This window comes from Aromatoleum diolicum, assembly GCF_012910955.1.
Taxonomy (GTDB): Bacteria; Pseudomonadota; Gammaproteobacteria; order Burkholderiales; family Rhodocyclaceae; genus Aromatoleum; species Aromatoleum diolicum.
The window spans coordinates 1-23,739 of record NZ_WTVQ01000035.1 but is presented as its reverse complement, the minus strand read 5'-3'; the positions used below and the strand labels follow the sequence as shown (position 1 = coordinate 23,739).

Annotated in this window: 22 protein-coding genes and 2 pseudogenes; 14 read left to right on the top strand and 10 right to left on the bottom strand. The window is 62.4% G+C overall.

All coding sequences use genetic code 11. From position 1 onward, the window contains the following. Window positions 1-53: 53 nt before the first annotated feature. The 5 genes from GPA25_RS17615 to GPA25_RS17595 all read left to right on the top strand — a co-directional run bounded on the left by GPA25_RS17615 (window position 54) and on the right by GPA25_RS17595 (window position 5,987). Window positions 54-1,223 carry a 2-hydroxyacyl-CoA dehydratase subunit D gene (locus GPA25_RS17615; protein ID WP_169261719.1) on the top strand — a complete coding sequence of 390 codons (1,170 nt, stop codon included), beginning with the start codon at window positions 54-56 and terminating at the stop codon, window positions 1,221-1,223. 31 nt (window positions 1,224-1,254) lie between these two features. Then, window positions 1,255-2,619: a 2-hydroxyacyl-CoA dehydratase subunit D gene (locus GPA25_RS17610; protein ID WP_169261718.1), complete on the top strand. Its 1,365-nt coding sequence runs from the start codon at window positions 1,255-1,257 to the stop codon at window positions 2,617-2,619. Between the two features lie 28 nt (window positions 2,620-2,647). Continuing rightward, entirely contained in the window at window positions 2,648-3,556 is a 909-nt protein-coding gene (locus tag GPA25_RS17605) for an acyl-CoA dehydratase activase (RefSeq protein ID WP_169261717.1), read from the top strand. A gap of 74 nt (window positions 3,557-3,630) precedes the next feature. Then, entirely contained in the window at window positions 3,631-4,818 is a 1,188-nt protein-coding gene (locus GPA25_RS17600; protein WP_169261716.1) for a CaiB/BaiF CoA transferase family protein, read from the top strand. Between the two features lie 50 nt (window positions 4,819-4,868). Next, on the top strand, window positions 4,869-5,987 hold the full coding sequence (locus tag GPA25_RS17595; protein ID WP_169261715.1) for an acyl-CoA dehydrogenase family protein: 1,119 nt from the start codon (window positions 4,869-4,871) through the stop codon (window positions 5,985-5,987). A 69-nt stretch (window positions 5,988-6,056) separates the two neighbouring features. On the opposite strand, the gene GPA25_RS17590 is transcribed toward GPA25_RS17595, so the two are convergent. Further along, entirely contained in the window at window positions 6,057-6,713 is a 657-nt protein-coding gene (locus GPA25_RS17590) for a TetR/AcrR family transcriptional regulator (RefSeq protein ID WP_169261714.1), read from the bottom strand. Between the two features lie 115 nt (window positions 6,714-6,828). After that, on the bottom strand, window positions 6,829-7,383 hold the full coding sequence (locus GPA25_RS17585; protein ID WP_246265805.1) for a MarR family winged helix-turn-helix transcriptional regulator: 555 nt from the start codon (window positions 7,381-7,383) through the stop codon (window positions 6,829-6,831). Between the two features lie 261 nt (window positions 7,384-7,644). Between GPA25_RS17585 and GPA25_RS17580 the strand changes: the two genes are divergently transcribed. The 5 genes from GPA25_RS17580 to GPA25_RS17560 all read left to right on the top strand — a co-directional run bounded on the left by GPA25_RS17580 (window position 7,645) and on the right by GPA25_RS17560 (window position 11,695). Continuing rightward, on the top strand, window positions 7,645-8,442 hold the full coding sequence (locus GPA25_RS17580; protein ID WP_169261713.1) for an SDR family NAD(P)-dependent oxidoreductase: 798 nt from the start codon (window positions 7,645-7,647) through the stop codon (window positions 8,440-8,442). A 109-nt stretch (window positions 8,443-8,551) separates the two neighbouring features. Beyond that, entirely contained in the window at window positions 8,552-8,995 is a 444-nt protein-coding gene (locus GPA25_RS17575) for a universal stress protein (protein WP_169261712.1), read from the top strand. A 394-nt stretch (window positions 8,996-9,389) separates the two neighbouring features. Next, window positions 9,390-10,553, top strand: a complete 1,164-nt coding sequence (locus GPA25_RS17570; RefSeq protein WP_169261711.1) for an acyl-CoA dehydrogenase family protein — start codon at window positions 9,390-9,392, stop codon at window positions 10,551-10,553. 11 nt (window positions 10,554-10,564) lie between these two features. After that, the gene (locus GPA25_RS17565) at window positions 10,565-10,783 is read left to right on the top strand and encodes a hypothetical protein (RefSeq protein ID WP_169261710.1); all 219 of its coding nucleotides are present in this window, start codon (window positions 10,565-10,567) and stop codon (window positions 10,781-10,783) included. Window positions 10,784-10,897: 114 nt separating this feature from the next. After that, window positions 10,898-11,695, top strand: coding sequence for an enoyl-CoA hydratase/isomerase family protein (locus GPA25_RS17560; RefSeq protein ID WP_169261709.1), 798 nt, complete (start codon window positions 10,898-10,900; stop codon window positions 11,693-11,695). On the opposite strand, the gene GPA25_RS17555 is transcribed toward GPA25_RS17560, so the two are convergent. Genes GPA25_RS17555 through GPA25_RS17520 form a run of 8 tightly spaced genes read right to left on the bottom strand, consistent with a single transcriptional unit; the run spans window position 11,696 to window position 19,710 of the window. Then, window positions 11,696-12,934: an acetyl-CoA hydrolase/transferase family protein gene (locus GPA25_RS17555; protein ID WP_169261708.1), complete on the bottom strand. Its 1,239-nt coding sequence runs from the start codon at window positions 12,932-12,934 to the stop codon at window positions 11,696-11,698. Further along, window positions 12,931-13,338: a MaoC family dehydratase gene (locus GPA25_RS17550; RefSeq protein WP_246265804.1), complete on the bottom strand. Its 408-nt coding sequence runs from the start codon at window positions 13,336-13,338 to the stop codon at window positions 12,931-12,933. The genes GPA25_RS17555 and GPA25_RS17550 overlap by 4 nt, the downstream gene beginning before the upstream one ends. A 5-nt stretch (window positions 13,339-13,343) precedes the next feature. Beyond that, a complete protein-coding gene (locus GPA25_RS17545) occupies window positions 13,344-13,790 on the bottom strand; it encodes an FAS1-like dehydratase domain-containing protein (RefSeq protein WP_169261706.1) in 447 nt (148 codons plus the stop codon). Then, on the bottom strand, window positions 13,787-15,337 hold the full coding sequence (locus GPA25_RS17540; protein WP_169261705.1) for an enoyl-CoA hydratase-related protein: 1,551 nt from the start codon (window positions 15,335-15,337) through the stop codon (window positions 13,787-13,789). Before GPA25_RS17540 ends, GPA25_RS17545 begins: the two co-directional genes overlap by 4 nt. Before the next feature lie 35 nt (window positions 15,338-15,372). Continuing rightward, a complete protein-coding gene (locus tag GPA25_RS17535) occupies window positions 15,373-16,170 on the bottom strand; it encodes an enoyl-CoA hydratase-related protein (RefSeq protein WP_169261704.1) in 798 nt (265 codons plus the stop codon). Between the two features lie 51 nt (window positions 16,171-16,221). Next, a complete protein-coding gene (locus tag GPA25_RS17530) occupies window positions 16,222-16,998 on the bottom strand; it encodes a glucose 1-dehydrogenase (RefSeq protein WP_169261703.1) in 777 nt (258 codons plus the stop codon). Between the two features lie 51 nt (window positions 16,999-17,049). Then, window positions 17,050-18,255: an acetyl-CoA acetyltransferase gene (locus tag GPA25_RS17525; RefSeq protein WP_169261702.1), complete on the bottom strand. Its 1,206-nt coding sequence runs from the start codon at window positions 18,253-18,255 to the stop codon at window positions 17,050-17,052. 12 nt (window positions 18,256-18,267) lie between these two features. Further along, entirely contained in the window at window positions 18,268-19,710 is a 1,443-nt protein-coding gene (locus GPA25_RS17520) for a 3-oxoacyl-[acyl-carrier-protein] synthase III C-terminal domain-containing protein (RefSeq protein ID WP_246265803.1), read from the bottom strand. Window positions 19,711-19,938: 228 nt separating this feature from the next. On the opposite strand from GPA25_RS17520, the pseudogene GPA25_RS17515 reads away from it, so the two are divergent. The 4 genes and pseudogenes from GPA25_RS17515 to GPA25_RS17500 form a co-directional block, all read left to right on the top strand. Next, window positions 19,939-21,948, top strand: a pseudogene (locus GPA25_RS17515) (acetoacetate--CoA ligase); the annotation flags it as partial. Window positions 21,949-21,969: 21 nt separating this feature from the next. After that, complete coding sequence (locus tag GPA25_RS17510; protein ID WP_169261701.1) at window positions 21,970-22,884, top strand: SDR family NAD(P)-dependent oxidoreductase; 915 nt, start codon at window positions 21,970-21,972, stop codon at window positions 22,882-22,884. Between the two features lie 20 nt (window positions 22,885-22,904). Beyond that, entirely contained in the window at window positions 22,905-23,438 is a 534-nt protein-coding gene (locus GPA25_RS17505; RefSeq protein WP_169261700.1) for a MarR family winged helix-turn-helix transcriptional regulator, read from the top strand. 173 nt (window positions 23,439-23,611) lie between these two features. Next, window positions 23,612-23,739, top strand: a pseudogene (locus GPA25_RS17500) (electron transfer flavoprotein subunit beta/FixA family protein); the annotation flags it as partial.

Genomic DNA, 23,739 nt, shown 5'->3' with positions numbered 1-23,739 from the left:
CGCCGGGGTGTGGGGGGCGTACCCGTTTGACTGTCGAGAGCAGGAGAAAACTGATGAACACGGTTCTGGATAAATTTGCGCAAGCGGCGCAACGGCCTTACGAACACGTCAAGGCGTGGAAGCAGGAGCGCGGCGTCAAGGCGGTGGGGACTCTTCCGATGCATTTCCCGGCGGAGATCATCCACGCCACCGGCGCCTTGCCGGTAATCGTCCAAGAAATGCCCGACGCGATCACGAGCGGTGGCGGCGCGATGTACCCGTTCTTCTGCGGCTACACCCGCAGCATCGTGGACCAGGTCACTGAGGATCAGCTCGGTTTTCTTGATGCGATCATGTTTACCGACCACTGCGTTCAGTTGCTGAGTGCCGCCGACGTAATCCGGATTTCGCGGCCGGAGACCACGATCCATTTTCATCAGTTGATCGCCTCCCTGCGCCAGCCCTGGTCACTCGAAAGCTCGGTCAAGACCTTGCGCGAGCTCGTCGCCGACCTCGAGGAGGTGCTCGGCGTCGTCGTGACCGAGGAGGCGCTGCGCCACAGCATCAGCGTATTCAACGAAAACCGTCGCCTGATCCGTGACCTGTACCAGATGCGCAGGACGGGTCAGATTCAGCTCCGTGCGTCGCAGATGCAGCACATCGTCAAGTCGAGCATGGTGATGGATAAGGAGACGCACAACGCGCTGCTGCGCGAGTTGATCGCTTCCCTCAAGACGTCGACGGCGCCCCGCTCGGACACGGTGGCGATCTACGTGTCGGGGCACTTGTGCCACGCCCCGCGACCCGAGATTCTCGATCTGATCGAGGAGTGTGGCGCGACGATCGTCGACGATGACCTCTACACCGGCTATCGCTACGTCTCCACCGACGTCGACGCGGGGATCGGTGACCCGATCGTAGCCCTTGCGACGGCCTACATCCGCAAGAACGACAACGTCCCGTGTCCGACCCGGATCGATCCGGAAGTCGATTGGGAGGAATGGCTGCTTGGCGCCGTGGATCGGTGCGGTGCGCAAGGGCTGGTGGTCCTGCTGGTCAAGTTCTGTGAACCGCATTACTTCGCCTATCCCCGCATCAAGGCAGCCTTCGAACGCAACGACGTGCCGCACCTCATGATCGAGACCGAGCACGATGGCGTCGCGATGGAAAACGTGCGTACGAAGGTCGAGTCCTTCGTCGAGATGATCAAGGTACAGCGCGCTGCAAGAGCCGTCGCAGCCTGACCCCCAACGAGCGAGATCCGGAGAAATAGACATGAGCGCGATCATTACCCCCGAACAGAGAATACTGGGCGCCGAGCCGCCCATCGCCAAGAAGGCAAACCGCCTGCAGGCGACCAAGCTGAACAACCAGATGGTCAATGCCTACTGGGAAGACCTCTTCCGCGCCAAGGAGGAGGGCCGGCTGGTGTGCTGGACCGAAGGCATCCAGCTCAACCCCATCCTGCAGGCCGCTGACATCGCCTGGTGCCACGGCGAGGCTGCTGCTGCCCTGCTGGCCGCGCGCAAGGAATCGGCCGCGCCGCAGGCCCACATGGAAACGCTCGGCTATGACCGCGAGCTCTGTTCCTATGCCCGCACGCACATTGGCTGCGGTGTGATGAATCAGAGTTCCACTGTTGAGGCCCAGACGCTGCTGAACGTCGACGCACGCACACTGGGCTCGCGCATTCCGGCGCCGGACATGATCATCAGCGCCTACCCCTTCTGCAGCACCGGCCAGCAATGGGATAACGAGCTGTACCGCACCTTCGGCAAGAAGGTGCCGATCTTCAATATCTCGATGGACTGGGTGTGGGGCAACAAGTCCTCGGCGAAGTACATGAGCGGGCCGGAGTTCCGCGAAAAAGTGGCGTTCCTGAAGAAGCAGCTGCAGGACTGCGTGCGATTCATTGAGGGCATCACCGGCAAGCCCTACGATTGGGACCGACTGTCCGAGATCATGAAATACACCAAGCGGGCCGCCGAGTTGCGCCTGGAGGCCATGCGCCTGTGCAAGGCCCGGCCGTCGCCGGCCAGTTTCTTCGAGTGGACCAACAGCATCGCGCCGGTCAACTTCCTGCCCGGCGGGCCGGAGATCGTGCACTACTTCGAGCAGAAGAAGGCCGAGATCGAATCGCGTATCGCCCAAGGCATCGGCTCGGTACCAGTCGAGAAGTACCGCCTGTGGTGGGATGGCATCATGAACTGGAACAAGATCGGGTGGCTGTCCGACAAGTTTGCCGGCTACGACGCCTGCATGGTCGCCGGTCGCTACACCCACATGGGCTTCTGGCAGGAGCCACAGGTCATAGACTTGCGCGACCCGCTCGACGGCATGGCGCAGAACTACATTACCTGCCCCATTAGCATCTCGGCACCGCAAGTGATCGAGAAGATCATCGAGCACTGCGAGTACTACGAGATCGACGGTCTGATCCTGCACGGTGCGCGAACCTGCCGGGCCTTCTCTTACCCCCAGTACATGATCGCCGACGCCGTCGGCAAGCGCCTCGGCCTGCCGGTCGCGATGTTCGAGGGCGACATGGTTGACGAGACCTTCTACAAGGACGAGGTCGTCAGCAGCCGCGTCGAAGCGATGCTGGAGGCGATCGACGCCAGCCGCGCCCGGATGCGCTGATCCGGATGCCCCTGCAGAGGAAAAGATCATGAAGTCCCATGTGCTAGGTATCGACTTTGGCTCCACGACGGCCAAGGTAGTCATCCTCGATGAGGATGGAAACACCGTCGCCTCTTGCGTCTCCCAAAAGGGAGCAGTGAGCGATGAGGGTGTGAGGGCCGCTCTGCGGGGAGCGTTCGAGCAGGCGGGCATCAACCTGTCGGCCGTCGTCAGGGTCGTCAGCACCGGTTACGGTCGCCGCATGCTCGACATTGCCGACCGAACCATCACCGAGATCACCTGCCATGCGCGGGGCGCGCGAGCGCTTGTTCCCGAGGCGAGGCTGGTGATCGACATCGGCGGGCAGGACAGCAAGGTGATCGCGCTTGACCGTAACGGTCTGGTCGCACGTTTCGCGATGAACGATCGCTGTGCAGCCGGCACCGGGAAATTTCTCGAAGTGCTCGCGCGCGCCGTCAATGTCGAGCTTGATGATATGGGCGCCGAGGCGCTCAAGGCCGAGGAGACGGTTGCGATCACGAGCATGTGTGCGACCTTTGCTGAAACCGAAGTGATTTCGTTGCTTGCCGAAGGTCGGCCGAAGCAGGTCATCCTCGCCGGCGTCCATCAATCGATTGCAAGCCGCACCGTCGGCCTGGTCGGGCGCGTCGGAAAACACGACCCCATCGTGATGACGGGGGGCGTCGCACAGAACATCGCCGCCGTGCATTTCCTCGGAAAGGCGTTGGAAACGCGTCTCATCATCCCGACCGGGGCGCAGATTGCGGGCGCGCTGGGCGCAGCGTTGTTCGCGCTGGACGATCTGCGCAGCGCAAGCAAGGTCAAGCGCGACGACGACGATGCGGTCGAGGGAAAGCTCGAACAACTGCTTGCCGATCCGCAGCGCTGCACGCCCGCCTGCGGCAAGAAGGAAACTCCGGTCACCTTCAAGGCCTGACCAGGCGGGTCATATTCACAACCGCTCGCCGGTCGATTGGCCGGCGAGGAAACTTATCGAAGCGAGCGATTGCCATGGGACCTCTACACGGAATACGCGTTATTGAAATGGCCGGAATCGGGCCGGGACCCTTTTGCGGCATGTTGCTGGCCGACATGGGCGCCGACGTCCTGCGTATCGACCGCCTTGTCGAGACCGACAGAGGCATCGACTTTCCATCGAAGCTCGATCTTCTGAACCGAAACAAGCGTTCGGTCGCGATCGACCTGAAATCCGCGCAAGGTCTCGCCACCGTCCGGCAATTGATCTCGGGCGCCGACATGCTGATCGAAGGCTTCCGGCCCGGTGTGATGGAGAAGCTCGGGCTCGGTCCGGAGGATTGCCTGCGTGGCAATCCGCGACTGGTCTTCGGGCGCATGACCGGATGGGGCCAGGACGGACCGCTGAACCGGGCTGCGGGCCACGATCTCAACTTCATTGCGCTCACCGGCGCACTCGATGCCATCGGCCAGAAGGGTGCGCCGCCGACGATTCCGCTGAACCTCGTCGGCGACTTCGGTGGCGGGGCACTTTACCTCGCGATGGGGCTCCTCGCCGCGGTGATCGAGGCGCGTACCTCGGGTTCGGGCCAGGTGGTCGACGCCGCGATCGTTGACGGGGTTTCCAGCCTGATGACGATGCAGTACGCGCTGAAGCAGATGGGCGCGTGGCCTGGCGAGCGCGGGAGCAACATCATCGACGGCGGAGCGCCTTTCTACAATGTCTATGAGACAAAGGATGGGCATCACGTGTCGATCGCGGCTGTCGAGGCGAGGTTCTACGAAGAGCTGCTTGAACACGTCGGATTGAATTCGGACGACCTGCCGGATGAAGAGGGCCGATATGCGGCCGACCTGCCAGAGCAGAACGACCGCGCGAGCTGGGAGCACATGCATGCGCGCTTCGCCGAGATATTCAAGACTCGAACCCGCGACGAGTGGTGCACGCTTCTCGAAGGCACCGACACCTGTTTCGCCCCCGTCCTCACGATGGACGAGTGTGTGACACATCCGCATAACGTCGCGCGCAGGGCATTCGTGGAGGTAGGCGGCGTGCTCAATCCGGCGCCGGCACCGCGATTCAGCCGCACATGTTCCGAACTGCTCCGTCCGCCTCCGCGCATGGGGGCGGACACGGAACCGGCGCTGGCGGACTGGGGCTTTTCGTCAGACCAGATCAGCAAATTGGGAGAGTCCGGCGTCATCAAACTGAACAAGGCGTAAGGACTTGTCCGCTTGATTACAACGGTAGGCATCTTTGACAGGACATGACGATGACCAGCATTCACGAAGAATTCCGCGAACAGGTTCGGCGACTGGCGGAGGAGGCGATCAAGCCTCACGCTGCCATGGTGGATGATGAGGCCCGGTTTCCCATGGCTTCGATCGACGCATACAAGGCGCTCGAGCTGAACGGGTTGCCGTTTCCGGAAGCGCTTGGGGGTGGAAGTGGCGACTTGCTCTCGCAAGTCATTGCTATCGAAGAGATCGCACGCGTCTGCGGCTCGTCTGCCCTGGTGCTCTTTATTCCGTGGGCGGCGCTGACCCCGCTGGTCTGGTTTGGCAGCGACGCCTTGAAGCAAAAAATCGTGCCTTCTGTCGCCGCGGGTCAGTGTGGAGCGAGTTTTTGCCTGACCGAGCCGGGGGGCGGCTCGGACCTGCCGGGATTGAAGACGCGTGCCGAGCGCGTTAGTGACGGATGGCTGCTCAACGGGCAGAAACGCTTCATTTCCAATGTCGGGTGGTCCGACTGGTATGCTGTTCTCGCGCGCATATCGGAAAAGGCATTCGGCGTTTTCATGGTGCATCGTGACGACCCCGGATTCTCGATCGGCAGGCACGAGCGAAAAATGGGTATGCGCGGCAGCCCGACCGCCGACATCCTTCTCGAGGATTGCCTGATTCCGGACGATCGCGTCGTCGGCGACCCCGGCAAGGGCTACGAGTACATGATGCAGACGCTCACCTACACGCGCCCGCTGGTGTCGGCGCAGGCGCTCGGGTTGGCACAGGGGGCGCTGGACGAGGCGGTGCGTTACACGTCCGAACGAACCCAGTTCAAGAGCAAGGTTTCGCGTTTCCAGATGATGCGAGGAATGGTTGCCGACATGGCCATCGCGGTGGAGACAGCACGGTCGATCCTGTACCGCGCGGTGGACATTGCGGGCGCGAATGACGATCGGGCGCGGTGCTTTGCGTCGATGGCGAAGACCTTCTGTACCGATACGGCCATGTCGGTGACAACCGATGCCATCCAGCTTCATGGCGGATACGGTTACATGAAGGATTACCCGGTCGAGCGCATGATGCGCGACGCCAAGGTCACGCAGATCTGGGAAGGAACAAACCAGATCCAGCGACTTCTGGTGGCCAAATACGTCTATCAGGACTGATCGGACGGAAGGCTCGTGACGGGGCTTCCGCCATAAACTGTGGCGGGCAGCGGACTGCCTGACAAGGGTTTAACGCTTCTTCTTCGACTGTGGCGACGCGCCCTCGTCTTGCACACCCGGCATCAGCATGCCGCGATAGATCACATTGGTGATGCCGTCGGCGGCTTCGTCGACCGAGAAGTCGCCTTCTCCGCGGAGGTACGCCCAAGTCCGATGTTCGATGCAGCCGAAGATCATGTCGCGCAGCAAACGCACCGACACGTCCGCGCGAAAAAGCCCTGTGGAAACCGCTTCCTGCAGCAGGTCGCCAATCCTCGCGGTGAAGCGTCGATTCAACTCGTAGATGCGCATTGAGCGGTAGGTCGGGTCAGAACGCAGTTCCATAAGCACAAAGCGGCTTAGAGACGGTTCCTGCCGGATGATGGACAGGCCTTTCCACACGAGTTGGCGAAGGCGCTCGCGTACTCCGGCGCCCGGCGGCGGGTTCTCGTCGGCGCCGAGAATCTCCTCGAACCATTCCTCCGCGACGCGAGCGAGGAGCTCGCGCTTGCTGTCGAAGTATTTATAGATCGTTCCCTCGGAAATCCCGCAGCGTTCGGCGACTTCGGATGTGACGACGTTCTGATAGCCCTTTTCCGAGAGCAGTTGGCGCGTTACTGCCATGATCTCCGAAATCCGTTCGTCGGGTGCCAGTCGGGAGCGCGTCCTGACGGGGGGGCTAGCCATATTGAAAGTCCTTGCTGCGGGATGCTGAAAACGTGCGGAAACACCCACCTAACCGGGGTTGTCCGCATGCCCGGTTGCCAGGCCGCAATGAAGCCAGACTGCGTCCTTCAGGCCCTCACTCCTCGTCACCCGAGGCCTCGCCAAGGTCCATCTGCGCGAGCGACTGCTTGAGGGTAGACAGAAGGCGAACCAGATTCGTCCTGTCTTCGGCCGTCAGGCCTTGCAGCAGTTGCTCGTTGAATGTGTGCTCGGAAGCAATCATTTTCTCGAGCAGTGGCTGGACGTTACGCGAGAGGTAGATCCGTTTTGCGCGTTTGTCAGTCGGATCTGCACGCCGCTCCACCCAACCGCTCGTTTCCAGGCGCTCGATCAGGGTGCCCAGGCTGGCCTTGCCGACGTCCAGAATGTCGGCCAGCTGCGTCTGCATCATCCCGTCCTGTCTCGTCAGATGGGCGAGAACCCACCACTGAGCCCGGGTGACCCCCAAGGGTTTCATGATCTGATCGAAGGCCTTGCGGCGCATTCGTGATACGTCGTGAATCAGGAAGCCGAGCCGGATATCCCGGCGAACGCTTTCGCCCATGCCGTCTGCCATCGGGCCCTTGCTGCGTTTGCCGGCTTTGCCGCGAGCGGACATTGTTCCCGCTTTATTTGTGACGTCCGTATCCATGGATGTGTCTACCTATTCGTATCCATATCATTCTACATCAATATTATCCGCCGTCGACGCAGTGCGAAAAAGCACTATAAGACATGCTGATTTGGGCCCATGGCGTAACAGATTGTTCCGCGCACCGCTAAGTGGGGGTTGACCTAACAGATACGTAACAATACCATATACTTGTGTAGTAATTGAGGGTCCGACAGATGAGACTTTCAGAGTGAAGCGTCGGCACGGCGTGAATTACAGGACATTTTTATAGGTATCGTCATGACTAATACGCAGAATATCTGGGTTCCGGCGCTGAATGAGTGTGGTGTCCTGATCGCCGGGGGAACGTCTGGTGTCGGGCTCGCCACGGCCGAGCAGTTTGCCGCGGCTGGTGTGAGAGGGATTGGGCTGGTCGGACGCAACGCTGAACGCGGCGAAAAGGCGCGCTGCGCGGTCGCGGAGCGGTACCCGGGGGTGCGCGTCGTGTTTATCCAGGCCGATGCGAATCGGGCCGACGAGGCGGTCAGGGCGGTTGCCGAGGCGACCGCGCAGTTGGGAAGCGTCGATGTCCTGGTCAATGCTACGGTGGGTCCTTTCGGCCCGATGCTTTTCCATGAAACGCCGATCGAAGACATTCCTTCGATCGTGACGCAGCAGTTGATGGGGCCGCTGATCATGAGTCGGGCGGTCATGCCGGGGATGCGCGAGAAAAGGGGCGGGGTCATCATCAGCATCTCGTCCGATGCCGGCAAGGTGGCTACGCCCGGCGAGTCCGTCATTGGCGCCGCAATGGCCGGCATCAACATGTTCTCCAAGGGGCTCGCGATGGAGGCGAAGCGAACGGGGATTCGCGTGAACGCTATCACGCCATCCCTGATCGAAGGCACGCTCACCTACGATCGCATCCGTGCCGACCCCTTCAGCTGGAAAATTTTCGAGCGCGCGGCAGCGCAGGCGCATCTCGGCGTTGTGCAGCCGGATGATCTCGCAAGTCTGATCGTGTTCCTGGCAAGTCCGCAGGGGGCGCGCATCACCGGCCAGGTGATCAGCGTCAATGGCGGGATCTCTGCGGCCTGATCGTCAATCGCCGCCGCGCCCGTCACCGATTCCGGCCGACAGCAATTTGGTTCGCGTGCTGGACGGGCGGGTCCTGCAATTCAAGCTTCCTTGTTGAGGAGAATGATTCGTGTTTGGTCATCTGCTAGTTCCCACCGATGGGTCAGAGCTGTCGCAGCAAGCGGTCGAAAAGGCCGTCGTGTTCGCGCGGGAAATCAAGGCGCACATCACCTTTTTCTTCGTGCGGGCTGATGCGGAGGCTTCAGTCTACGGTGATGCGGCCTTGCTGCGCTCCACCGATCCGGAAATATTTGAGAAGGCAGCTGATGAGGAGGCGCGCAGCATTCTGACGCGAGCGCAGATCGTGGCAAATAGTGCCGGCATCAACAGCGAAGTGTTGTCGGCCATCTCGGATCATCCATACGAGGCAATCATCGCAGCCGCCGAAAACCGCAGTTGTGATCTGATCGTCATGGCCTCGCATGGGCATCGCGGCATCAAGGGCGTCGTGCTCGGTTCACAGACGCAGAAAGTCCTGACGCATTCGAAATTTCCGGTGCTCGTGTATCGCTAGCGTCGAGGACGAGTGGCTTTGTCACTGCCGTCGCGAAACACGCCAGCGGCGCATTCGGCTGACGCCGTTTGTCGCAAAAGCGTACGCTGACTCAAGTAAGTATACGTACTAGCGCGCGCCAAAGTCCGAACAAATTTGGCAATGCCCTCTGGCACAAATGCGCGACTGGCAAGCAGGATCGCTGATCTCATGTCGTCCCCAACGAGATAGTGGTCTGCAGTGATCGAGCGCAAGCGCGTCAAATTCCAGATCCCATTCGCGCGACACCCTGTTATACGGGGGTGGGTGCTGCGTCCGACCAAGCCCCGCCCAAATTGCTGTCTTTATAATAGTATTGATATTTACTAGATGGTAGTGTAGCGTACTGATTGTGAGTCAATTTTTGGGGTCTGGCATGATTGCGCGTACGTTATTCAACGAAGAGCACGAAATGTTTCGTCAAACCGTTCGAAAGTTTATCGAACGGGAGATCGCACCGTACCACTATCAATGGGAGCAGGATGGCATCGTGCCCCGCGAGCTATGGCTCAAGGCTGGCGAAGCGGGGCTGCTCTGCTGCACGATTCCCGAAGAGTACGGCGGGCTTGGGCTCGACTATCTGTTCGATGTCGTGGTCTTCGAGGAAATGGCAAAGAGTGGTTTTACCGGCCCAGGCTTCCTGATCCATTGCGATCTGGTCGCCACTTATGTCAAATCGTTCGGCAGTGAGGAGCAGAAGCGTTTCTGGTTGCCCAAGATGGTGAAGGGCGAGGCAATCGGGGCGCTGGGGATGACTGAGCCCCACGCGGGATCGGACCTCAAGAATATCCGCACGCGCGCCGTGCGCGACGGTGACGACTTCGTCATCAATGGGCAAAAGGTTTTCATCTCCAATGGCCAGATGTGCGATGTGCTGGTACTCGCGACGAAGACCAACAGCGATGCCGGGGCCAAAGGCGTCACGCTATTCCTGGTCGATACCGGTTTGCCGGGGTTCAAGCGGGGCAAGAACCTCGACAAGTTGGGGATGAAGGCTCAGGACACTTCAGAATTGTTCTTCGACGATCTTCTTGTCCCCGCGAGCAGCATGCTCGGGGAGGAGGGGCAGGGTTTCGCCTTGATGATGACCAAGCTTGCGCAGGAGCGCCTGGCGCAGGCAATCCGGTCGGCCGCCGTGGCCGAGGAGGTCATCGGCTATACGGTCGAGTACACCGCGGATCGGAAAGCATTTGGAAAATCCATTGCCGACTTCCAGAACACTCAGTTCAAGCTCGCTGAACTCAAGACAGAGGCGGTTTTGGGCCGTGTCTTCACCGACCGGTGTATCGAACTGTTTATGAAGGGGGAGCTCGATGCCGTCGACGCGGCAATGGCGAAGATGTGGCTGTCGAACATGCACTGCAAGGTCGTGGACGAATGTCTGCAACTCTTCGGCGGATGGGGATACATGTGGGAATACCCGATTTCACGTGCCTATGCCGACGCACGCATCGTGAAAATCGCTGGTGGTTCGATCGAGATCATGAAAGTGATCATCGGCCGGAGCCTGTTCGACCAGTTCCGGCGCAACAACCTGTAAGGAGGCGCGCGATGAGCGACAGATTTTTCGCAATCCGACTGATCCTGCGATTTGGAACCGTTGGTGCGGCGCTGCTGGCCACATTGGTTTGCGTCGGTATCGGCCTCTTGCTGTGGTCGATGATCGGATGGCCCGCCCTGCTGACGGCGCCACTCGTCGGCGGCTTGGTTTTCCTGTTGTGCAAGAGCTATGTGGAACTGGTGTCGATCGTATTCTCGATGGTCCACTAGCCGGCTGCCGGGGGCGTATCGCGTAGTCGCAAGTTCATTCCGAGACTTGTCTCGCCGGAGTTGACGAGCTGGCGCCGGTCGTCACAGGACATATGAAAAAGGGAGTTCGTGGCGATGGTGGAATTAAAGAGTCTTGATGGGCTGACGTGGGGAGTGAAGGACGGTATCGGCCGGATTGTTCTCGACCGCCCGGACAAGGCCAACGCCATCACCCTGGCAATGAGCAGGGCGCTTTTGCAGGCGACCGGTGAAGTGCTGGCGGAGGGACCGCGGGTATTGTTGATCACGGGCAGTGGCCCCAGGTTCTGCGCGGGCGGAGACTTGTCAGAGGTGTGCGATTCACTTCCGCATCTTGATGACCGAATCGAGGAACTCATCCCCAACCTGCATCCAGCCATCCGGCGACTGATCGAGGCACCACTGCCGGTGATCACGGCGCTTAACGGCGCCGTGGGTGGTGCAGGTATCGGGTTGGCGCTGTGCGGGGATTTTGTCCTCGGAGCAGCGTCCATGAAGTTTCGTACCGGCTATTCGGCAATCGGACTGACTCCTGACGTTGGTGCGTCGTATCTTCTTGCGCGCCGCGTCGGCCCTGTGAAGGCGAAACAGTTGTTCATGTTGAACGATCAGCTCGATGCCGAGCGCTGTCTGGAACTGGGTATTGTCGATCAGCTATTTCCCGATGAACAGCTGGAGGCCGCTGCGACTGCGCTCGCCGCGCGCTTTGCTGCGGCCGCAACGGGGGCTCTCGGGAGAATCAAGGCTTTGTGTGACGGCGCTTCGGAGCGCAGCCTGAGTGATCACCTCGACGCGGAGCGTGATCTGTTGCTTGAAGTCGCACGCGGAGTCGATGCCCTCGAGGGGATTCGGGCATTCACGGAAAAGCGCATTCCGACCTTCATCGGGCGCTGATCAGAACTTTCGCCGCATTCTGTCCCACGCATCTGCGAGCGTGTCGCGGTGTTCCGGCGCCGCGATCGCGATCAGCGCCTGGGCGCGCGCGTCAAGCGACAGCCCGCGCAGCTCCGCGATGCCGTGTTCGGTGACGACAACGTCGGCGAGGTGACGGGGCAGGGTGCATAGCCCCTGATCGTTGAGTGCGGGCACGATACGCGACACCGTACCGCGTTTCGCTGTTGCCGCCATGCAGATCAGCGATCTTCCGCCGCGGGAGCGCAGCGCGCCCTGCGCGAAAGCGGGCAGGCCACCGGCGCCGGCCTGGATACTGCCGTTCGCACGTTCGGAATTGACCTGGCCGAAGAGGTCCACTTCAATTGCCGAGTTAATGGCGACGAAGCGCGGGATTGCGCCGATTGCGCCAACATCGTGAGTACGGCCAGCGTCGGTGAACCAGATCCGCTGGTTCTCGGCGACGAATCGATAGAAGTCCGGGGAGCCGAGCGCGACGCCGGTTGTGATCCGCGAGTCGCGGTCGAGTGCGCCGGCCTCCCAGAGCCGGCGGACGGCCTCCGAAACCATGCCGGTGTGAAGCTTGAGCCGCCGATGACCCGTCAGTGCGGATGCAAGCGCGACCGGTACCGAACCGATGCCGAATTGCAGCGTGTCATGGTCCTGGATCAGCGTCGCGACATGCCGACCGATGCGGTCCTCGATATCGGAGGCCGTAGCCTCCGCGAACGCAAGTAACGCACTTTCGGCTTCGATCGTGTCATGCAGTTCGGAAACGTGCACGGTGAAGGAGCCGCGGGTGCGTGGTAGCGCAGGATTGATGTGCGCAACGCGGCGCTTTGCCCTTTGCCACACAATGGGCACAAAGTCGCTGCACAGGCCCGCAGTGCAATGGCCCTGCGCGTCGGGCGGGCTCAGCTGCACGTATGCAAGGTCGACTGGCTCCATGCCTTCGAGGTAACGGACGATGCCCGGATAGTCGAGGCCGAGCAGGTCGGCGCGGTTCTCGATCATTCCACGCCGCACGGACGGCGACATGAAGAACGCGGTCTGCCGGACGGTCGGGTGAAGGGCGAGGTAGTCGGCCGTGCCGATTCCCGGAAACTGCACGCCGATGAAGTGCACATCGCGTGCGCGCTCCGGGTCGTTGGCAAGTTCGGCGAGCAGCAGCGAAGACTCCCCGGTCAACGCGGGGACGAAAACCCGGGCACCCGGTCGCAGCGCATCCGAAAGGCGTTTCATGGTGCGGCCTTGTGCGCTGGGGCGGAGACCCGCGCTGTGCCGGCGACGAGTTCTTTGCCGGCGTCGTTGTGGCCCGCCAGTTCGTAGGTGGCCATACCTTCCTTGTCGACGCTGGTTAATGTTCCGCTCAGCACGATGCGATCCCCGCGCACCGCGGCGCCGAGGAAGCGGACCGACAGCGAGCGCAGGGCCGCGACACCGAAGTGGCTCGTCAGCAGGCGCCCGCAGAAGGCCATCGTCAGCATGCCGTGTACCACTGGCCGCTCGAAGCCGGCGGCTTTCGCGACGTCGGCATCGAGGTGAAGCGGGTTGTGGTCGCCGGACGCTGCGGCGTAGAGCGCCAAGTCCAGCGCGCTGACCGGTCCGCATTCGAGTTCGATGCGTGGGGGGCGGGGTGCGTTCATGCTGGTCATTCCTTCGGGTTGCGGACGACGATGATCTGGCGGCTGTCGCACACGGTTTCCCCTTCGCGTCGGAAGTGCGAATCCAGAACGATGAAGGTGAGCGCGCCGTCGCGCTTGTCATAGCTGTCGGTCAGCGTTCGCGTGACCTCGATCCGGTCGCCGACATGCACCGGCGCGTGATACTCGAAGCTCTGCTCGGCATGCATTACGGAGGCGACCGGAATACCGAGGATCTCGAGGATTTCCGCGGCGCTGCAATGATCGGCCTCGATCGCGCGCAGGAAGGTGGGTGGTACCAAGCAGGCCGGATGGCCGGCGTCGCGGGCCGCACTTTCGTCGCGGTAGATCGGATCGGCCTCGCCGATCGCTTGGCAGAAAAGTTGGACGCGCCACGGATCGACGGCGACCGTCGACGGCTGCGTCGCGAACCCGATGTGCCGGAAGTCGATCATGCGTTGACACTCCTCAGCCGATCTTCGAGTTCGGCCCATGCGCGTGCGAGTGCCGGCGGAACCGCCGTCGCGAGCCGCTCGCGGTGCTGCCACAGGTGCGTGAGTGGTCCGCCGCTGTAGGTGGGCGTTACCCCTGCGGCGCAGGCAGCCACGTCCAGCACTTCGACGTCGGGGACGAGGCCCTCTGCCGCGAGTTGCAGCGCTGTGAGCGCCTGCGCGTCGAGCCGTGCCGGGGCTTGGGGAGCGGCATGCGCCAGGCGCGCGAGTACGCTGACTGTTCCATTCGTGCGATAGGGCAGGGCGCCAAGGCGAACCGCGAGGCAGGCGAGGATTTCGGCGGCCTCTTTATCGGCCCAGATCAGTTCGAGTACCCGGCCGTAGGGACCAAGCGGAGTCAGCACCGCGGTCGGTGTCGTGAAAGTTTCGGTCACTGCCGTGTCGGCGAGGCTGCGGACCGCGATTCGCTGCCGGCGGCCACGCGTGTCGAGGAGCTCGATCGTATTCGTGGGCAATGCAACGTCGGGCGTCAGTACGAGCCGCGATTTCGCCAGCGCGTCACGCCAGAGGGAGTCGGACAATTCACCGAAGCCGACGCTTTCGATGCGCAGGTCCTTCGGTGGGGCAAGATCGCGGTCGGCCCGCTGGCGGTTGAGAAACAGCGTGCGCACCATGTTGCCGGCCACTGGATCGAACATCAGGCGCAGGAACTGGCGCATCTCGATCGCGCTGGCTTCGGCAAGCGGCTGGCCAGTGCCGAGCAGCACGCTGTTGATGATCGCGCCGTAGGCAGGGTAGTTTGCGAAGTCGGCATCGGAGACGCCGTGCTCCCGCACGACCGCGCGGACCGCGTCGGGAGAGTGCTCCGGGATGCCGGCTTGGTTGTGATACGGAAATTTCGTGAGTACGTCGTAGGGCTTGCCTTGCAGACTGCGTGCCAGCGCCGTGGCTTCTGCGATCAGGTCGGCTGCTGGCACGGCGCGGGCGAAGATGCCTGCGGCGGTCGCATCCGCCGGACTCAGCGGACGGCCGCTCAGCAGCAACGACATGCCGGCCTTGAAACCGACGGTTCGGGGCAGGCGCTGCGTGCCGCCCGCGCCGGGCAGCAGACCCCAGCGCACCTCCGGCAGCCCGATCAGGCTGCGTGGGTCGTCGCTGACGAGGCGTGCGCGGCAGGCGAGCGCGAGTTCCAGCCCGCCGCCGAGCGCCGTCCCGTTGACCGCTGCCACCCACGGTTGGGGCGAAGCTTCGATCCGCACGAACAGGCGACCGAGGCGGCCGCACAGGGTGAACATCTGCTCTTCCGTGTCGGTCCGGGCGCGATCGGTGAAACCGCGGATCATGTCCAGATCGGCGCCGGCAAGAAACGCCGGCTTGCCGGAGGTAACGACGACGCTGCCAATCGCGGGTGTATCGTCGACGCGGTCGATCAGCGCCTCGAGCGCATCCATCAAGTCGGCCGAGAACACGTTCATGCTGCGGTCCGGCATGTCGATGAAGGCGGTCAGCACGCCGTCGCTCGCCAGTTCAGTGCGGATCAATTCGCTCACATCCTGCTCCGTCGGGTGGGGTTGGTGGGGCGGTATCAGCCGGCGAATTTCTTGAAGTCCGGCTTGCGCTTCTCGTTGAACGCGCGCACGCCTTCCTTCGACTCCTCGCTCTGGTAATAGCCCTTGACAGCGGCTACGCCCATGAAGCTGATGCCGCGGATGTTCTCGCTGTCGGCATTGAACGAGCGTTTGGCGATCGCGATCGCAGTCGGGCTCATCTGGTTGATGTCGGCCGCCCAGGTTTCGCATTCCGCGTCCAGTTCTTCGTGCGGCACGACCTTGTTGACCAGCCCCATTTCCAGCGCCTCCTGGGCCTTGTAACGCTGGCAGCGGAACCAGATCTCGCGGGCCTTCTTTTCGCCGACCATGCGCGAGAGGTAGGCCGTACCGAAGCCGGGGTCCACCGAGCCGACCTTCGGCCCGACTTGGCCGAACTGCGCCTTTTCCGACGCGATGGTCAGATCGCAGATCGTTGCGAACACGTTGCCGCCACCGATGGCAAAGCCCTGCACGCGGGCAATCACGACCTTACGGCAGTCACGGATGGCGGACTGCAGTTCCTCGATCGGCAGACCGACCATGCCGCGCGGGCCATAGAGGCCGTCTTCGGACAGATGCACCTTCTGGTCGCCGCCGGTGCAGAAGGCCTTGTCGCCGGCGCCACCGAAGATGACCGTATTGACCGATTTTTCCTCGTCTGCACGGCGGAAAGCGTGAATCAGTTCTTCGACGGTCTGCGTGCGGAAGGCGTTGAAGACTTCCGGACGGTTGATGGTGATGCGGACGGCGTTCTCGCCCACTTCGTAGAGGATGTCTTTGTACTCGTTGCTCATGCGGTAGTCCCGTGTGGAGTGATGTGCTGAAAAGGTTTCGGTGCAGGGCGCTCAGCCGTGCATCGTGAGGCCGCCGGAGATACTGACGGTCTGGCCGGTGATGAAAGAGGCATCGTCGCTGGCGAGGAATGCCACCATGCCAGGGTAGTCGTCAGGCACGCCGATGCGGCCGACGGGAACGCTGCGCACCATGCCGTCGCGGATCTTCTGACCTTGCTCGCCGGTGCCGACGAAGGCGTCCATTGCGGGCGTATCGGTCGGGCCGGGGCAGACGTTGTTGATCAGCACATTGCTGCGCGCGAGTTCGCGTGCCAGGGCCTTGCTGAACGCGATCGTTGCGCCCTTGCAGCCGGAATAGACGACCTCGCCGGTCGAACCCACGCGACCCGCGTCGGAGGCGATGTTGATGATGCGGCCGCACTTGCGGTTTGCCATGCCTTGGGCGACAGCGTGTGTCATGTGCAGCGGACCGAACCAGTTGATGCCGACGACCTTCTTCCAGAATGCCTCGTCGGTCTTCAGGAAAGGCATGGGCGTATCCCAGCCGGCGTTGTTCACCAGGATGTCAGTGCCGGTGCCGGTGCCGGTCGCAGCCTCGAAGGACTGCACTGCCGCGACGACGCCCGCGTAATCGGTGATGTCGCAGGTGACGGCGCGGCCCTTGCCGCCGGCGCTCTCGATCGCGGCGACGGTTTCCGCTGCGCCTTCGGCGCGGATGTCGAACACGCCGACTGTCACGCCTTCTTCGGCGAGCCGAAGTGCGATTGCGCGTCCGATGCCGCTGCCCGCCCCGGTAACGATGGCGGTCTTGCCCCTGAGTCCTCGCATTCGATGTCTCCTTGAGTCGCTATGGTTGTTGATGGTGCTGCATAAGTGATGTCAGGCGCCGAGTCGCCCGATGATGGAAATTGCGCAGACGTTCTGGTGCGGATGGCCACCGAGATTCTGGGTCAGGCCGAGGTCGACGCGCGGCAACTGCCGCTCCCCGGCGCGGCCGTGGATCTGCTGGTAGATCTCGTAAATCATTCGCAGGCCGGAAGCGCCGATCGGATGGCCAAAGCACTTCAGGCCGCCGTCGGGCTGCACCGGCAGTGTGCCGTCGCGATCGAACACGCCGTCGAGCACGTCGTGGATCATCCGCCCGCTCTCACTGAAGCCGAGATCCTCCATCAGCACAGCCTCGGTGATCGAAAAGCAGTCATGGACTTCCGCCATCTGGATCTGCGAGCGCGGGGCGCTGACGCGCGCACTCGCGTAAGCGCGTGCCGCCGCGGTCCGCGCCGTCGCGATATGTGCGCCATCCCAATTACTGAAGCCGGCTTCCTCGCCATTGCTGACGGACAGTTCGAGCGCCTTGACCGTCACGGTTTCGGCGTCCCGGCGCAGGCTCCGCGCAATCTCCGGCGTGGTGACGATCGCGCACGCTGCGCCGTCGCTGACGCCGCAGCAATCGTACAGGCCGAGTGGCTCGGCGATCATCATCGCCTTCAGCACGTCCTCTTCGGTAATCCGGTTGCGCAGATGCGCCTTCGGATTGAGCGCGCCATTGGCATGACTTTTCACCGAGATATGCGCCATCGCGCGCTTGAGGTCGGCCATGTCGACGCGGTGCTTCGCTGCGTAGGCCGATGCCAGTTGCGCAAAGGCGCCAGGCGCGGTCGCGTTCGGCAGCCACAAGTCGTTGTTGACGCCGCGGGTGCGCACCGGCAGCCCGCCGTAGCCCGTGTCCTTGAGCTTCTCGACTCCGAGCGCGAGCACGATATCGTAGGCGCCAGAGGCGACCGCGTACGCGGCGCCCCGCAGTGCTTCGGTGCCGGTCGCGCAGGCGTTCTCGACGCGCGTCGCAGCAATGCGCGGCAGGCGTAGCGCCTGCGCCAGCGGTACCGCCGTCTTGCCGACGTTGTTTTCCTCGAGGCACACGCCGAACCACGCGGCTTCGATCTGCGACGCGGCGATGCCTGCGTCGGCGACCGCCTCGTTGAACGCTTCGATCATCAAGTCTTCCGGACCGCAGTCCCAGCGCTCGCCAAAGCGCGAGCAACCCATTCCGAGAATTGCGACCTTGTCGCGAATACCTGTAGCCATCTGGCTGTCTCCTTACTGTCCGCGAGCCGGCGTGGCCTTCCAGAAATAGCGCCGGAAGCCTCTTTTCGAATCGAAATCCTTGACGCGGAACACCATCCGCAGCGGCAGGCCCACCTGCAGTTCATCCGGATCGGTGTCGGCGAATTCCATCAGCACCCGGCCGCCGCCTTCGAAATCGATGTGGCCGAACTGGAATGGTGGACACGGCGTGTAGGCCAGCCAGTCGCTGGTGTGGGAAAGCACGTGCGCCGGAACGTTGGCGAGGCTCTTCGCGTCCTGGGTATCCTGGGCCCGGCATTCCGGATTCACACAGACGCGCGAGCGCGGGAATTGGACCGTTCCGCAATCCGAACAGCATCCACCCTCGAAATGGCTGATTTTCGCTCCCTCGCGCCAGGCGGCGGTCAAGGCGGTCTTGTTGTCGATCTCCGCGCGCATACCCCATTCGAGCGCGATCTGCCCGGTAAAGGACAGGTACTTCATATAGCTCGTTTCGGATCTGCCATCGTCGGCCGCACGTTCGCTGATCGGCTCCTCGGTGCGCCGCAGGAGCAGCGCGTCGCAACCACTGCCGAATGCGACGACAAGGATGAGTGCGCCGGGCGCCGCCGTGCGCAAGGCCGTATCGACCATGGCGAGCGGCTGGGCGCTGCCGAGATCGCCGACTGACTCGAAGTCGGTCGGAACGACGGCCTCGGGACGGATGCCGGCGCGTTTCGCGACCGCTTCATTGACGCGCGATAGCGGTGCCGGCATCGCGAAATGCGCGACATCGCTCGCGGCGAGGCCTGCCGACGTAAGGCACTTGGCGATCGCCCCGGTGACGATCTTCATGTAGCCCTCGTCGCGCACCCAGCGCTCTTCCCAACCATAGTCATAGTCCGAGCCGCTCTCGCGGAAGTGGTCGACGAAGTCCGCCTGCACACTATGGCTTGCGACGTAGGTCGCGATCGCCGGACCGAAACCGATCAGCACACCCGCGGCGCCGTCGCCGAAGATCATTTCCTGTGTACTCGCCGGGCGGGCGACGCGGCGCTCTGCGCCGAGTATGACGCGATGCTCGGGCACGGCGTGACGCAGCGCGCTGACGACCTCCGTGAAGGCGGCGCGTGCGCTCGACGTCACGTCACGCACCGCCAGTTCGTTCCCGAAGCCGAGTGCCGAGGCGACGATGCCGGCATTGATGCGTTCGACGAACGGCAGCGTCGTCGAGGCGAGCGTCAATTCGACCGGCCTCGCGCCCGAAAAATTGGCGAGCAATGCGCGAGCGGCCTCGACCGCCATCGTCACGCTGTCCTCGTCCCAGTTCGCAACCGTACGGCGGCCCTTTGCGAGGGATTTCAGTCCCTGCGCCATCCACCGGTGCTCAGCAAAGATGCTGCTGCGCTCGAGCCTCAAGCGTGGCAGATAGCGACTCGTGGACAGCACGCCATGAATGATTTGAGAGTTGTTCATATGGAGACCGGTGTTGGTTGTTTCCCTGAAAAAACGAGCGCGATCAGGGGAGATCGCTTTCGACTCTCGTGCCCAAACGGTCCAGACAAGAAGTATTGCGTCTTACCGTCATGTGGCACACAATACACTAGTGTAATAAGACGAAGCAAGCCCCTCGGTTGACGTTTCAGAACGTCGAGCTGATGGCGGGGCGCACAGGGCGGCACAGACCTTGAACGAGAGGAGACTGCGGTGGCAAATACAGTGAAACTGCGTGAATGGATGGGAGCGCGATACGCGGTGAGTCTTCCCGACTACCATGCATTGCGCGCATGGTCGGTGCGGGATTTGCCGGCGTTCTGGAGTGGTATGTGGGAATACTTTGGAGTCGAATCGCCGACACCGTATGCGGTGGCACTGAAGGACCTGAAGATGCCCGGCGCCCAGTGGTTCGACGGTGCGCAGGTCAATTACGTGCAGCACTTGTTGCGCCATGTGGAGGCCGGCGACCGTGCCAAAGTCCCGGCGATCATCTTCCGCAATGAGCGCCTGCAGGGCGAAGGTCGCAGCCGCGAGATCGGTTGGACGGAGCTCGCGCAGCGTGTCGCGGCGGTCGCAGCGGCCTTGCATGAGATGGGCGTGCGTCGCGGCGACCGTGTCGCTGCCTATCTGCCGAACATTCCCGAAGCGGTGATCGCATTCCTCGGTTGTGCTTCACTCGGTGCGATCTGGAGCCAGTGCGCGCCGGACATGGGTATCGCGACCGTGCGCGACCGTTTCAAGCAGATCGAACCGAAGGTGCTGATCGCATGCGACGGTACGGTCTATGGCGGCAAGCTCGCCGACCGTCGCGAGCTGATCGCGTCGCTGTTACCGACGCTGCCGAGCGTCGAGATGCTGGTTCTTGTGCCGTATTTGGAGGAGGCGAGCGGCACGCCGGCTGGACTGCCTGATCTTGGCGAGTGGCGCGGACAGATCACGCTGTGGCCGGACTGCGTGGGTTTTGCCGGCGCGCGCGCGCCCGAATGGGTGCCTTTCGACCACCCGCTGTGGATCGTCTATAGCAGCGGCACGACTGGGCTGCCGAAACCGATCGTTCATGGGCACGGCGGCGTGATGCTTGAAATGCTCAAGCTGCACGCTTTCCATCTCGACCTCGGCCCGAGTGCCGAGACCGGTGACCGCTTCCATTGGTACAGCAGTTCCGGCTGGGTCATGTGGAACCTGCAGATCTCAGCGCTGCTGCTTGGCACGACGATCTGCCTCTACGACGGCCATCCGTCTTTTCCCGCCGCGGACACGTTGTGGCACTTCGTCGACGACGTCGGCGCGACTTTCCTCGGCGCCGGCGCGGCCTATTACACCGGCTGCATGAAGGCCGGTGTCGAGCCGCGCAAAGTGATCGATACGTCGAAGCTGAAGGGGCTCGGCTCGACTGGTTCGCCGTTGCCGCCTGAAGCCTACCGCTGGAGTTATGAGCAGGTGCGCGAGAACATCTGGTGGGGCGTCATTTCCGGCGGCACCGACATTGCGAGCGCCTTCCTTGGCGGTACGCCGGAGTTGCCGACGGTGCCGGGCGAAATGCAGGGTGTGTGCCTCGGCGTCGACGTGCAGGCGTGGAATGAGGCCGGGCAGCCGGTGATCGACGCGGTAGGCGAACTCGTCGTCGTCCAGCCGATGCCGTCGATGCCGCTGAGGTTCTGGAACGACATCGGCAATCGCCGCTATCTCGACAGCTATTTCGACATGTTCCCGGGCATCTGGCGGCACGGCGATTGGTTGCGCATCACGCCGGGCGGCGGCGCGGTGATTTACGGGCGCAGTGATGCGACCTTGAATCGCCACGGGCATCGGATGGGGACGAGCGAATTGTACAGCGCGGTCGAGGCCGCGCCGGAAGTGCTCGACAGCCTTGTCGTCGATATCGAGTACCTCGGGCGCGCGAGCTTCATGTCGCTGTTCGTCGTCCTGCAGTCTGGGCAACAGCTCGACGACGCGTTGGTGGGGGAGTTGCGCCGACGCATCCGTGACGGCGTCTCGCCACGCTTCCTGCCTGACGAGATCGTCCAGATCGCCGAGATTCCCCGGACCCTGACCGGCAAGAAGCAGGAACTGCCGGTGAAGAAGCTGCTACTCGGCAAACCGCTCGCCGAAGTGGTGAACAAGGACGCCTGCGCCAATCCCGAGGCACTGGACTGGTTCGTGGATTTCGCGCGACAGCGCGAAGCCGCTGCAGGCCGACAAGAAACACACGCGTGACAAACCCAAAGGAGTGGATTCATGAACAAGCTATTGGAAGGCAAGGTGGCGCTGGTAACTGGCGCCGGTCGCGGGGTCGGTCGTGGCATCGCGCTGGAACTCGCGAGGGCCGGCGCAAGCATCGTCGTCAATGACCTCGGTGCGACGCTCGACGGCCGGAGCGACGGCGAGCAGCCGGCCCAGGAAGTCGTCGCGGCAATCGAAGCGTTCGGCGGCCGCGCGATTGTCAACGGCGGATCGGTCGCCGACTGGAATGCAGCGCAGGCGATGGTTGCCGACGCGATCGCTGCGTTCGGCCGATTGGACATCGTGGTCAACAACGCCGGCATCCTACGCGACACGATCTTCCATCGCATGACCGAGCAGGAATTCGACGACGTCGTCGCCGTGCACCTGAAGGGCAGCTTCAACGTCAGCAGGGCAGCGGCTCCGATCTTCAAGGAGCAGAATGGCGGCGTCTACATCCACATGACGTCGACGTCCGGCCTCGTCGGCAACTTCGGCCAGGCGAACTACAGTGCGGCGAAGCTCGGCGTTGTCGGCCTGTCGAAATCGATCGCGTTGGACATGCAGAAATTCGGCGTGCGCTCGAACGCGATTGCGCCGTTTGCATGGACTCGCATGATCGATTCGATCCCGAGCGAGACGCCGGAGCAGCAAAAGCGGGTCGAATCCTTGAAGAAACTGGTGCCGGAAAAGGTCGCGCCCTTCGTCGTAGCACTTTGCGCCGATGCTGCCCGGGACGTGACCGGCCAGGTCTTCGGCGTGCGCAACAACGAGATCTATCTCTTCAGCCAGCCTCGCCCGATTCGCACCGCGCATTGTGGTGAGGGCTGGACGCCGGAAGGTGTCCTCGAAACGGCTTTGCCGATGTTCAAGGCCGATTTCTATCCGCTCGACCGTTCCGCCGACGTATTCACGTGGGAACCGGTTTAGATTCAGGCTAAACTATTCGCATGTTTACAGTAAGGATGCTCGTCACGGAAGTGGCGGGCCCGACGCCAATGCCTCCTGCCGATACCGACTGGGAACTCCGCTTGGGATTCCTGATTCACGACGTTTCGCGGCTGCGTCGCAGCGCCTTCGATCGCTGCCTCAAACCGCTCAATGTCACTCGCTCGCAGTGGTGGGTGCTCGCATACCTGTCGCGCGGGGAAGGCATGGCGCAATCGCAACTTGCCGAGGAGTTGGATCTCGGCAAGGTGGCGATTGGTGGGCTGATCGACCGCCTCGAAAAGAGCGGGCTGGTTCGTCGGGAATCCGATCCCAACGACCGCCGCGTCAAGCGCATCTTCCTGAGTCCGAAGAGTAACGAGCTGATCGAGACCATGCGTAAGGTGAACCACCAGCTCAATGAGCAGATCCTCTCCGGGCTGACCGACGAATACTTGACCGCCACAGTGGCGACGCTTGGAACGATGAAACGCAACCTGATGCGATACCTTGAGGCGTCGGGTGGTGCGGACCAGGCGACCGCCGATACGGCCTGATCGCACGATCCGGTAGCGGGCGGCTGCTCGCCGCGGCACGGTCGATGTCCATCCGTAACCCTTGCAATTATATAGTGCGCTAGTGTATGGTATGTATAAATACGTATGTGCGCAGTTACGTTGCAACTGACTGTCCCCGAAAATCGGGCAGAGTCAAATCGTGGAGTGAAGCAATGAAGATCCTGGTACCCGTCAAACGCGTAGTCGATTACAACGTCAAGGTGCGAGTGAAGGGCGACGGCACGGGCGTTGATATTGCGAACGTGAAGATGTCGATGAACCCCTTCGACGAGATTGCAGT